Origin of the sequence: Lysinibacillus sp. 38-6 (assembly GCF_046245175.1) — a bacterium.
Lineage (GTDB): Bacteria > Bacillota > Bacilli > Bacillales_A > Planococcaceae > Lysinibacillus.
Map to the genome: position 1 here is coordinate 3,858,593 of NZ_CP176417.1, position 12,120 is coordinate 3,870,712.

General features: G+C 41.4%; 9 protein-coding genes and 1 riboswitch. All 9 genes read left to right on the forward strand.

The window, feature by feature from the left end:
- Positions 1-416: 416 nt before the first annotated feature.
- Positions 417-602: riboswitch (cobalamin riboswitch) on the forward strand.
- Between the two features lie 190 nt (positions 603-792).
- The 9 genes from ACKVEV_RS19545 (at position 793) to ACKVEV_RS19585 (ending at position 12,117) form a co-directional block, all read left to right on the forward strand.
- Positions 793-1,761 carry an ABC transporter substrate-binding protein gene (locus ACKVEV_RS19545; RefSeq protein WP_409367871.1) on the forward strand — a complete coding sequence of 323 codons (969 nt, stop codon included), beginning with the start codon at positions 793-795 and terminating at the stop codon, positions 1,759-1,761.
- A gap of 20 nt (positions 1,762-1,781) precedes the next feature.
- Positions 1,782-2,759 (forward strand): FecCD family ABC transporter permease, encoded by a 978-nt coding sequence (locus tag ACKVEV_RS19550; RefSeq protein WP_409370593.1) that lies wholly within the window; start codon positions 1,782-1,784, stop codon positions 2,757-2,759.
- Positions 2,756-4,216: an adenosylcobinamide amidohydrolase gene (locus ACKVEV_RS19555; RefSeq protein WP_409367872.1), complete on the forward strand. Its 1,461-nt coding sequence runs from the start codon at positions 2,756-2,758 to the stop codon at positions 4,214-4,216. The genes ACKVEV_RS19550 and ACKVEV_RS19555 overlap by 4 nt, the downstream gene beginning before the upstream one ends.
- A 10-nt stretch (positions 4,217-4,226) precedes the next feature.
- On the forward strand, positions 4,227-4,790 hold the full coding sequence (locus ACKVEV_RS19560) for a cob(I)yrinic acid a,c-diamide adenosyltransferase (RefSeq protein ID WP_409367873.1): 564 nt from the start codon (positions 4,227-4,229) through the stop codon (positions 4,788-4,790).
- 328 nt (positions 4,791-5,118) lie between these two features.
- Positions 5,119-7,353 (forward strand): (Fe-S)-binding protein, encoded by a 2,235-nt coding sequence (locus ACKVEV_RS19565; protein WP_409367874.1) that lies wholly within the window; start codon positions 5,119-5,121, stop codon positions 7,351-7,353.
- A gap of 200 nt (positions 7,354-7,553) precedes the next feature.
- Entirely contained in the window at positions 7,554-8,756 is a 1,203-nt protein-coding gene (locus ACKVEV_RS19570; protein WP_409367875.1) for an acetyl-CoA C-acetyltransferase, read from the forward strand.
- 3 nt (positions 8,757-8,759) lie between these two features.
- On the forward strand, positions 8,760-9,611 hold the full coding sequence (locus ACKVEV_RS19575) for a 3-hydroxybutyryl-CoA dehydrogenase (RefSeq protein WP_409370594.1): 852 nt from the start codon (positions 8,760-8,762) through the stop codon (positions 9,609-9,611).
- 130 nt (positions 9,612-9,741) lie between these two features.
- Positions 9,742-10,875 carry an acyl-CoA dehydrogenase gene (locus ACKVEV_RS19580; protein ID WP_409367876.1) on the forward strand — a complete coding sequence of 378 codons (1,134 nt, stop codon included), beginning with the start codon at positions 9,742-9,744 and terminating at the stop codon, positions 10,873-10,875.
- Between the two features lie 105 nt (positions 10,876-10,980).
- Positions 10,981-12,117, forward strand: coding sequence for an acyl-CoA dehydrogenase (locus tag ACKVEV_RS19585; RefSeq protein ID WP_409367877.1), 1,137 nt, complete (start codon positions 10,981-10,983; stop codon positions 12,115-12,117).
- Positions 12,118-12,120: the final 3 nt, after the last annotated feature.

Below are 12,120 nucleotides of genomic sequence, written 5' to 3' on the forward strand. Positions count from 1 at the left end.
AACAGCACAGAACGTAAGACGCAACAGACCGCGCGCTAGCGAGGGTTGCGGCTTACGATGTGCCCGCGGAAAGGGCCCGCACGCAGCGGAAATCAACTATAATAGGCATTCCAACATTTGAAATTGATAAAAGCAGACATTATCGCTTTTTAAAGACTATTTGTGCATAATTTTACTCTTTATCTGCTACGAGCAAAATGCAACACGAGTTGATTGGAGCGGAGGGCGGGCAACTCCTGCGGGAACAGCACAGAACGTAAGACGCAACAGACCGCGCGCTAGCGAGGGTTGCGGCTTACGATGTGCCCGCGGAAAGGGCCCGCACGCAGCGGAAATCAACGATTATAAAAAAGAGGCGCTAACACATAGCGTCTCTTTTTTATCGTTATCTGTTTCTATTTTCATGTATAATAAAATCAACTGAATAGTATAAAGGTTCTTTACGACAGTAAAGTGAAAAGGGAAATCGGTGTAATTCCGATGCGGTCCCGCCACTGTAAGTGTGAGTTTTTTCAATTTATGCCACTGAAATTTTTTTGGGAAGGTATGAAAAAGCATTTGGAGCACGAGCCAGGAGACCTGCCTTTATAGAACAATACATTGCAGCCTACGAGGATAGGATGGTGGTTTTTTTGTGCAAGTACCGCCTCTCGTTAAGCTGACGAGAGTTTTTTTTATGTTTTGGATGGCTATTGTCGTTAAACAGTACATAGGTGAGCTTTCGGATGGTGAGTGACTTCATCAAGAAGTGTCTAGCAAAAGAGTGTACGTACAAATAAAGGAGGTCTCACAATGAAAAAGTATTGGAAAATAGGTTTATCAGCATTTTTGGCACTTGGCATACTTGCAGCATGTGGAGAACAATCGAAAAATGATAAAGAAGTTGCATCACAAACGCAAGAACAGCAAGTGACAAAACAACAACAAGCAACGTTCCCAGTAACAATAACAGATGCTACTGGCAAAGATATTGTACTGGAAGCACCACCTGAGCGAATTATTTCCCTTATTCCAAGTAACACAGAAATTTTATTTGGCCTTGGCTTAAATGATAAAATTGTCGGCGTGAATGATAATGATGATTATCCGCCAGAGGTAGCAGACAAAGAAAAGGTTGGCAGTACGGAATTTAATATTGAACAAATTATTGCCTTGCAGCCTGATATCGTTTTTGCCCATGAATCAGGTATGGCTTCTTTAGGTGGGGCAATGGATCAGCTTGAAGCGGCTGGTGTGAAAGTATTTGTCGTAACAAATGCGAGTGATTTTAATGATATTTATACAACGATTGAGCAATTAGGGCGTGCCACTGGTAAGCTACCTGAAGCTCAAAAAACGATTGCGAATATGAAAGCGAAAGTTGAAGAAGTACAAGCCAAATTGCAAGACGTAGAGCCAAAAAAAGTTTTTGTAGAAATATCAGATGAACCTGAAATTTATACGCCCGGCAAAAACACGTTTATGCAGGAAATGCTTGATATGATTCATACTGAAAATATCGCAGCAGATACGGATGGTTGGTTTAAAATTGATGCAGAACAAATCATTACAAAAAATCCAGATGTCATCGTGGTTACATATAATTATGTACCTGATATAGTAACGAAAATTCCACAACGTGCAGGCTTTGAGACGATTACGGCTGTCAAAAATAAGGCGATTGTACAAGTAGATGAAAATACGACAAGTCGTCAAGGTCCACGTTTAGCAGATGGTCTTGAAGAGTTAGCAAAAGCCATCTATCCTGAGGCTTTTGAGTGAGTAAAACAGTTTTAGCCTATATGACAGCCATTGCGCTACTAATTATTAGCATCTGGTGTGGCGTATCAATAGGCTCTGTTCATATTCCGTTAGAAGTAATCTGGAATAAGGCGGCAGACGAAACAGCAGCCAATATTTTATGGAAAATTCGTTTGCCTCGCGTATTGTTAGCAGGACTAGTCGGGGCTTCGCTGGCGATTGCAGGGGCAGCGTTCCAAGGCTTATTAAAGAACCCATTAGCAGATCCGTATACGTTAGGTGTTTCATCAGGCGCATCTGTTGGCGCTGTCGTGACATTGTTTTTCGGCATTTCGCTACCGGTTGTCGGTTTGTACGCATTGCCAACGCTTAGTATGGTGGGGGCAGTGCTGACAATGATAGCTGTGATGAGCTTTGCCCGCATAGTAGATCGCTCATTGAAAATGGAAACACTAATTTTAACAGGGGTTATTTTTAGTTCATTTTTAGGGTCGCTTATTTCATTAATGATTGCGTTATCAGGTGAAGAGCTTCGCCAAGTAATTGGCTGGTTATTAGGTTCAGTGTCGATGCGTGGCTGGCCGTATGTGCAAATGATTACCCCTTTTGTTGTTATTGGATCCATACTTCTTTGGACACAAAGACGTGAACTCAATGTGCTGTTATATGGAGAAGAACGGGCAAAGCATTTAGGTGTTAATGTAAAGCGTAGCAAATATTTAATTTTAATAGGGGGCTCCATGCTAACTGGAGCGGCGGTTGCTGTGTCCGGTACAATCGGCTTTGTCGGTTTAGTTGTGCCTCATATGACGCGCATGATTTGGGGTTCAGATCATCGTCATCTATTGCCATTATCGTTTTTAAATGGCGCAACATTGCTTATTATTTGCGATTTAGTGGCGCGTACCATTATTGTGCCACGTGAGCTACCGATTGGCGTTATTACTGCATTTATTGGTGCACCTGTCTTTTCGTATATTTTCTATAAGCAACGTAGAAGCAAGGGGGTACGTGTATGATTATCGTTGAACACCTATCAGGTGGCTATGAGGACGTACCGATTGTTAAGGATGTTAGTTTTACGGTTGAAAAGGGGAAAATTCTTGGTATTTTAGGGCCGAATGGTAGTGGGAAATCTACACTATTGAAAGTAATAAGCGGCATATTACCAGCAACGGCAGGCACTGTTTTAGTAGATGGCAAAAATGTTAAATCGTATAGTCCACGCTCTTTAGCGCAAAAAATGGCGGTACTACCACAACTACATGCCAATGCCTTTTCAAATACTGTACGAGAGGCCATATCACTCGGTCGTTACCCACATCAAACTGGCTTCTTTTCACATTGGTCAGAGCGAGATGAGCAAGCCGTTCAATATGCGATGGAGCAAACGGGTGTCACAAGGTATGAGCATACTTCAATGGAGTTTCTATCGGGCGGTGAGCAACAACGGGTTTTTGTCGCACAAGCTTTAGCGCAAACAGCGGAAGTTTTATTGCTTGATGAGCCGACAAATCACTTAGATATTGCGCATCAACGTCAAATTTTAGATATGGTGCGCAAGGAAGCGATGGAATGTGGTTTAACGGTTATTATGGTGCTCCATGATATGAATTTAGCCTCCCTTTATTGCGATGAATTGTTATTAATGGATAATGGCAGTGTGCGCGCTTTAGGTGCACCGCATAAAGTATTAATAGCATCACAAATTGAGGAAGTATATCAGGCGAGAGTAACAACCTATGCTCACCCGGAAATACCTAAACCGCAAATTACGATCATGCCAGCATCGAGTGAATATCAGCAACGTGCTGTAGTTGAAAAAAGTGATTTTCACATAACGACAGATTATATTCAGCTGAAAACGAATGTCCCATTAAAAACAGTTTCTTCAGCTGTTCATAATCCCGGAATTGGATGGTATGATTGTTTTTTAAATCGCTCTGTAGCAGGAGATTATGTCGTGAATGATGTGCAACAAGAGGTTATGGACTTTTTACAAAGAGAGCAATTTTCGCCGACAAGCACAGTTGTGATGTTAACAGCTGTGCCGACACAACTTTATGCTTTGAATGAATATAGTGCTCCTTTTGGTAGTGTGTTTGTTGTCGTAACGGCGGGTGTAGGCAATGCTGTAGACGTCTCTCGTACACACGAAAGACAGGATACGCCATATATTGGTACTATCAATACATGGGTTATTATCAATGGCTGTTTATCGGAAGAGGCATTTTTTCAAGCATTAATGACAGCGAACGAAGCAAAAACAAAGGCATTACAAGCACAAAATATTCGAGATCATCGTAGTGATACGATTGCTACGGGTACTGCGACAGATAGTTTACTGATTGCAGCAACACAAAAGGGCGAGGAAATGCGCTATGGTGGGCCGATTACAAATATCGGTAAGATTATTGGTAAAGGCGTGTATGAAACAACCGTGCAGGCCATACACAATTATAAAAATAAAGCATAGGAGTGAAACAATGAAACTTTACACAAAAACGGGCGATACAGGGAAAACAAGCTTAATTGGTGGCCGTGTCGACAAAGACAGTTTACGCGTGGAAACGTACGGGGCAATCGATGAATTAAATTCTTTTATCGGCAAGGCAGTTAGTGAATTAGATCGTGAATTATTTAAAGATATTTTAGTTGATTTAGAAACAATTCAACACGAGCTTTTTGATGCAGGTGGCGATTTGGCAAATGTGATGAAGGAACGTCATTATAAGCTAGCGGAAGCACCGATTGAAGTTTTGGAGGCACGTATTGATGCATTGTCAGATGAAGCGCCACCATTAGAGCGTTTTATATTACCGGGTGGGGCACCTGCAGCCGCAACATTACACATCGCGCGCACAGTCGCACGCCGAGCAGAGCGTCAAATGGTGACGTTAATGAAAGAAGTGTCGGATGTACCGACAATTGTACAAAAGTACTTAAACCGCTTATCCGATTATTTATTTGCTGCAGCACGTGTTGTCAATGCACGTTTAAATTTACCGGATATTGAATATATTCGCAGTGGGAAAGTCTTTAAAAAATAACGCCATGGTCCATTACATGGCGTGAAAATAATTTTTTTTAAATAAATATTTTAAATATGTGAACACTAGGAATGGTACGATAACAACCTAGTTTAAGAGTAAACGATATGCAAAAAAGCTACTTTGAAGGAAAATTCAGGGTAGCTTTTTTGCTTATAAAATGTAAGAATATAAAATTATCAGATAATATTTTCGTTTTATGTTGACTGAATGCTCACTCATTTATTAGAATGTGAATATAGTGGTGAAATGACATACATTTACGTATGAGCTAGAAAATTTAATACAAAGAGAGAAAATTCATGACAAACCAAAGGGGGGACCAACCATGAGTCCATTAGTAATTGCAAATATTGTGCTAACAATCGTAGTAGTGCTTTATGCAGTAGGCTTATTTTTCTATCTGTTAAAAACACGCTATCAATTTGTGCAATTAGGGAAAAAGGTTGAGTTTGATGAAAGTGTCCAAGAACGTATTCGTTATTTAATGGTGAATGTGTTTGGTCAAAATAAACTATTAAAGGATCCTAAAAGTGGCTTAATTCACGTAATGTTCTTTTATGGCTTCTTGATGGTTCAGTTAGGCGCTATCGATTTAATATGGAAGGGGTTAGCACCTGGCTCTCATTTACCACTAGGCATGTTCTATAGTGTTTTCACATTTTTCCAAGAGTTAGTAGTTTTAATGATTTTAGTAGCGGTGGTATGGGCATTTTATCGCCGATATGTAGAAAAATTAGTACGTCTAAAACGAGGCTGGAAAAATGGTCTTGTGTTAATTTTTATTGGAGGCTTAATGCTTTCAACATTACTGGCAAACGGTATGGGCCTTATCTGGCATGGAGAAGGTTTAACATATACAGAGCCTATTGCTTCTAGCATTGCTGCAATTTTTAGCTTCTTACCAGAAAGTGCAGCAGCAACGATTTTCTATATTTCTTGGTGGGCTCATTTATTAATTTTATTAACGTTTTTAATTTATGTACCGCAATCAAAGCATTTCCACTTGATTGTCAGTCCACTCAATGTGTATATGAACCGCTTAGATCGCACAGGGACATTAACACCAATCGACTTTGAAGCATTGGAAGAAGCGGGTGAAAATGCTGAAAGTGAAGAAGAGATTCCGTCTATTGGGGTAGGACGAATTCAAGATTTTACACAAAAGCAAATGCTTGATTTATATTCTTGCGTAGAATGTGGCCGTTGTACAAATATGTGTCCGGCAACAGGTACAGGGAAAATGCTGTCACCGATGGATTTAATCGTTAAGCTTCGTGATCATCTAACGTTCACGGGTGCGGTTGTGACAAAGCAAAAGCCTTGGGTGCCATATCAATTTTTTGCTAACACAAAGGGCAATCAGCTTGCGATGGCAGCTGGTGCTGAAGGTGCTGTTATCGAGGATATATACAGCCCATCATTAATCGGCGATGTCATTACTGAAGAAGAGATTTGGGCATGTACGACTTGTCGTAACTGTGAAGATCAATGTCCTGTAATGAATGAGCATGTCGATAAAATTATTGACCTACGTCGCTATTTAACAATGACGGAAGGGAAAGTAAACTCGGATGCGCAACGTGCAATGACAAACATAGAACGTCAAGGCAATCCTTGGGGACTAAACCGAAAAGAAAAAGAAAACTGGCGTGACCTAGATCCAACAATCAATATTCCAACTGTGAAAGAATTGAAAAAAGCAGGCGAAGAAATGGAGTACCTATTCTGGGTAGGCTCTATGGGTGCTTTTGATAATCGTTCACAAAAAATTGCTTTAGCGTTCTGTCGCCTATTAAACGAAGCGGGCGTGAAGTTTGCTATTTTAGGAAATAAAGAGAAAAACTCAGGGGATACACCACGCCGTTTAGGAAATGAGTTTTTATTCCAAGAGTTAGCGACAGCCAATATCGATGAATTCGAGAAAAATGATGTGAAGAAAATCGTAACGATTGATCCGCATGCATACAATATCTTTAAAAATGAATATCAAGATTTTGGTTGGAAGGGCGAAGTATATCATCATACGGAACTACTAAGTCAATTGATTGAGGAAAACCGTTTAGTACTGAATTATGAAGTAGATGAAACAATCGTCTTCCACGATTCTTGTTATTTAGGGCGCTACAACGATGTCTACGATGCGCCGCGTGAAATTTTACGAGGCATTCCAGGCGTCAAGCTTGTGGAAATGGAACGTAATCGCGAAACGGCCATGTGCTGTGGTGCAGGTGGCGGCTTAATGTGGATGGAAGAGCATGTTGGCAATCGTATTAACGTAGCACGTACAGAGCAAGCGCTAGCAACAAACGCTTCGGTTATTTCTTCTGGATGTCCATATTGCTTAACGATGTTAGAAGATGGTACGAAGGCAAAAGAAGTGGAAGATACAATTAGTACATTCGATGTTGCGGAATTATTAGAGCGTTCTGTCTTTGGTGAAAAAGTAAAAGCTGTAACAGATAGTGCTGACGAAGTAACAGAAGAGATGCTAGAGGAAGTAGTTGCTTCAGTGGAATCTCAAGAGCAAAATGAGAATATTGAGTTAAGCGCAGAAAAATAATTGTTATTGTAGAAATATTTTCTTTATCTGAAAAATATAAATTGCACAATAATTAATTGTTTTGTAGAATAAGATTAAGTAGAAATGGGAGTTACTTCATAACTCCCATTTTTTATCGGGAAGAGTCGAGCGAGCGTTCAGTCAACGCATAGTTGCTTTGCTACTTCATCGAGAAACGTAAAACAAAAGGGGTGTTTTACTTGAATAGAGCTGTCATTTTAGCGGGAGCAAGAACGGCATTTGGTAAATTTGGTGGTGCACTTTCAACACTTAGCGCTAGTGATTTAGGGGCGATTGCTATAAAAGGTGCACTTGAAAAGGCGAATCTAGCACCAGATGCAGTGGATGAAGTAATCTTAGGGACGGTTTTACAAGGTGGGCAAGGACAAATTCCATCAAGACAGGCTGCTCTCAAGGCAGATTTGCCAGTGGCAGTGAAAACAGAGACGATTAATAAAGTTTGTGCGTCGGGGATGCGCGCTGTCACTTTAGCAGATCAATTAATTCGTTTAGGGGACGAAGAAGTGATTGTCGCTGGTGGAATGGAGTCTATGTCTAGCGCACCGTATTATCTTCAAAACGGTCGAACTGGCCTAAGAATGGGCGATTCAACAATGGTAGATGGAATGCTCTATGATGGTTTAACGTGTGCTTTCAATAAAGCGAGACCACCAATGGGCAGCTATGGCAATAAGGCAGCAACTGAATTTTCATTAAGTCGCCAAGAACAAGATGCTTGGGCTGTGCGCAGTCATGAACGTGCGCTTGCGGCAATCGAACAAGGATATTTTGCTGAGGAAATTGTTCCTGTGCATATTGCGCAACGTAAAGGGGATGCGCTTATAGTAGATACTGACGAAGCGCCAAGACCAAGCACTTCATTGGAAGCGCTTGCGAAGTTAAAACCAGCCTTTGAACAAGATGGGTCCATTACAGCGGGCAATGCTCCTGGTGTTAATGATGGTGCTTGTGCACTCGTGGTAATGAATGAACAACGAGCAATAAGTGAAGGTAGGGAACCACTTGCAATCATTATGGGGCATGCAGAGCTTGCGATTGAGCCAGCCGATTTCCCGCAAACGCCAGGTCTTGTTATTAATGAACTGCTTAAAAAGACAGGGAAATCATTAGCTGACATTGATCTAATTGAGGTTAATGAAGCATTTGCAGCTGTTGCGCTTATTAGTAATCAACTAGCAGACCTTGATGCAGAAAAAGTTAATGTAAATGGTGGTGCTGTTGCTTTAGGTCATCCGATCGGCGCATCTGGTGCACGCATCATTTTAACGCTGGCACATGAGTTAAAGCGTCGTGGCGGTGGAATCGGTATTGCGGCAATCTGCTCCGGTGGAGGGCAAGGCGATGCCATTATGATTGAAGTACCAAAAACAAAGGGGAAATGAATGATGGGAATCCAAAAAGTAATGGTCATTGGTGCTGGGCAGATGGGCTCAGGAATTGCACAAGTTTGTGCGCAAGCAGGCTTTGATGTGTTATTGAATGACATTCAACAAGCGTTTTTTGAGCGTGGATTAGGGGTAATTACGAAAAATTTAACGCGTGATGTTGAAAAAGGTCGTAAAACAGAGGACGAAAAAGCAGCGATTTTAGGTCGTATCACCATGTCACTAGATTTAAAGGATGCTAGTGATGTCGATATGATTATCGAAGCAGCTGTTGAAAACATGGAAGTCAAGCAATCTATTTTCAAGCAATTAGATAGCATTGCACCAGCCCATGCTATTCTTGCAACAAATACATCATCTTTACCAATTACAGAAATTGCAGCGGTGACGAAGCGACCAGAGCAAGTGATCGGCATGCATTTTATGAATCCAGTGCCTGTTATGAAGCTTGTTGAGATTATTAGAGGGTTAGCTACAGCTGATGAAGTGTACAAAGCAGTTGAAGCAATGACTGTCCAGTTAGACAAAAAACCAGTGGAAGTAAATGACTACCCAGGCTTTATTGCAAATCGTATTTTACTACCAATGATTAATGAAGCAATCTATGCATTGTATGAAGGTGTTGGGACGAAAGAGGCCATTGATGATGTTATGAAATTTGGCATGAATCATCCGATGGGACCTTTAACATTAGCAGACTTTATCGGTTTAGATACTTGTTTATCCATTATGGAAATATTACATGAGGGCTTAGGTGACAGTAAGTACAGACCTTGTCCTTTATTACGCAAATATGTAGCTGCTGGCTGGCTTGGTAAAAAATCAGGAAGAGGCTTTTACATTTACGAATAGTCCTATGGGGATGGGAACATTCAAGTCAAGAAGTCTTGACATGAATCCGCACTTATTGAAGTGGAGGATTTCTGAAGGAAGCAAGTTAAAATGTAATGCTACGTGACAGCATAGAGGGGTGACATTATAGATGCATTTACAATTTACAGATGAGCAGTTAATGATGCGTGATATGGTGCGCAGTTTCTCCCAGGAGAAGATTGCACCGTGGGTAGAGCGTATGGAAGCAGGAGAGTTTCCGCGCGAACTTCTGAAACAAATGGGTGAACTAGGCTTAATGGGCATCACAACGCCAGAAGAACTAGGTGGTTCTGCGATGGACTTTACATCGTACATTATCGCCATTAATGAATTATCAAAAGTTAGTGCCGTAATGGGTGTTATTTTATCCGTGCATACTTCAGTAGGGACGAATCCGATTATTTACTTTGGTAATGAGGAGCAAAAAAAGCGTTATGTTCCGAAGTTAGCAGCTGGTGAATATTTAGGCGCATTTTGTTTAACAGAACCAAGTGCAGGGTCAGATGCAGGCTCTCTGCAATCCAAGGCGGTACGAGAAGGCGATCACTATGTTATTAACGGCTCAAAAGTATTTATTACAAACGGAGGCGAAGCGGATGTTTACATCGTTTTTGCCTCAACAAATCAAGCTGAAAAAACACGTGGCATCTCAGCATTTATTGTTGAAAAGGGCACGCCTGGCTTAATTATAGGTAAAGATGAACAGAAAATGGGCTTACATGGTTCACGTACAGTCCAATTAACATTTGATAACTGTCGCATACCAGCTGGCAACCTTCTTGGGGAGGAAGGGGAAGGCTTCAAAATAGCAATGGCTAATTTGGATGTTGGACGCATAGGCATAGCGGCGCAAGCTTTAGGCATCGCTGAAGCGGCACTTGAAGCGGCAACAGGCTATGCGAAAGAGCGTGTGCAATTTGGTAAACCGATTGCAACACAACAAGGAGTAGGCTTTAAGCTTGCTGATATGGCAACGGCTGTGGAAGCGGCAAAACTCCTTGTATATCGTGCAGCGGACTTGCGTGCGAAAGGCTTACCGTGTGGAGCAGAAGCGTCAATGGCGAAGCTCTTTGCATCACGCACAGCCGTACAAACCGCGATTGAAGCGGTGCAAATTTTTGGTGGCTACGGCTACACGGAAGATTATCCAGTAGAACGTTATTTCCGTGATGCCAAAGTGACTGAAATTTATGAAGGTACAAGTGAAATTCAAAAACTTGTTATTAGTAAACATTTATTTTGAATCCATTTAGTAGAGTGCCAACATCATAGTTTAATGCATAAGCAATGTATATGGAATCTAATGAAAGCTACAAGAAATTCATTAATATTAAAGGGGAAATGAACAATGAACTTTCAATTATCAGAGGAACATGAACAATTACGTGAAATGATTCGCGACTTTGCATTGAACGAGGTAGCACCAACAGCAGCGGAACGCGATGAAAATGAAGAATTTGACCGCGCGATTTTCGACAAAATGGCTGAGTTAGGTTTAACGGGGATTCCTTGGCCGGAAGAATACGGTGGTGCAGGTTTTGACTATCTTGCCTACGTCATTGCTGTTGAAGAATTATCACGTGTCTGCGCTTCTACAGGGGTAACATTATCAGCTCACACGTCTCTTGCAGGTTGGCCGCTATATAAATATGGCAATGAAGAACAAAAACAAAAATATCTTCGACCAATGGCAGAAGGCAAACATATCGGTGCTTATGGCTTAACGGAGCCAGGTTCTGGTTCGGATGCTGGCGGTATGAAAACGTATGCGAAACGTGATGGCGATGATTATATTTTAAACGGTTCTAAGATCTTTATTACAAATGGTGGTGTAGCAGATACGTATATCGTATTTGCCGTAACAGATCCAGAAGCGAAAAACGGTACTTCTGCTTTTATCGTTGAAGCGGGCTTTGAAGGCTTCTCGGTTGGGAAAAAAGAGAAAAAACTAGGGATTCGTTCGTCACCAACTACCGAAATCATTTTCGAAAACTGCCGTGTACCAAAAGAAAACCTTCTTGGGGCTGAAGGAGAAGGTTTTAAAATTGCGATGACGACACTTGATGGTGGGCGTAATGGTATTGCAGCACAAGCAGTGGGAATTGCGCAAGGGGCATTAGATGCGGCGGTTGACTATGCAAAAGAGCGTGTACAATTCGGCAAGCCAATTACAGCTAACCAAGGAGTATCTTTTAAATTAGCGGATATGGCAACACAAATTGAAGCATCTCGTCTGCTTACATACCAAGCGGCTTGGTTAGAGACAAACAACCTTCCTTATGGGAAGGCATCGGCAATGGCTAAGTTAATGGCTGGTGACACAGCAATGAGCGTCACAACGGAAGCGGTGCAAGTCTTTGGTGGTTATGGTTACACGAAAGATTATCCAGTCGAACGCTATATGCGTGATGCAAAAATTACGCAAATTTACGAAGGTACACAAGAGATTCAACGTCTTGTTATCTCGCGTATGTTGACGAAATAATTT

What these genes read in the sequence shown, in the direction of transcription:
- ACKVEV_RS19560 (WP_409367873.1), top strand. Translation starts at nt 4,227, where the DNA reads ATGAAACTTTACACAAAAACGGGCGATACAGGGAAAACAAGCTTAATT.
- ACKVEV_RS19550 (WP_409370593.1), top strand. Translation starts at nt 1,782, where the DNA reads ATGACAGCCATTGCGCTACTAATTATTAGCATCTGGTGTGGCGTATCA.
- ACKVEV_RS19545 (WP_409367871.1), top strand. Translation starts at nt 793, where the DNA reads ATGAAAAAGTATTGGAAAATAGGTTTATCAGCATTTTTGGCACTTGGC.
- ACKVEV_RS19565 (WP_409367874.1), top strand. Translation starts at nt 5,119, where the DNA reads ATGAGTCCATTAGTAATTGCAAATATTGTGCTAACAATCGTAGTAGTG.
- ACKVEV_RS19555 (WP_409367872.1), top strand. Translation starts at nt 2,756, where the DNA reads ATGATTATCGTTGAACACCTATCAGGTGGCTATGAGGACGTACCGATT.
- ACKVEV_RS19580 (WP_409367876.1), top strand. Translation starts at nt 9,742, where the DNA reads ATGCATTTACAATTTACAGATGAGCAGTTAATGATGCGTGATATGGTG.
- ACKVEV_RS19575 (WP_409370594.1), top strand. Translation starts at nt 8,760, where the DNA reads ATGGGAATCCAAAAAGTAATGGTCATTGGTGCTGGGCAGATGGGCTCA.
- ACKVEV_RS19585 (WP_409367877.1), top strand. Translation starts at nt 10,981, where the DNA reads ATGAACTTTCAATTATCAGAGGAACATGAACAATTACGTGAAATGATT.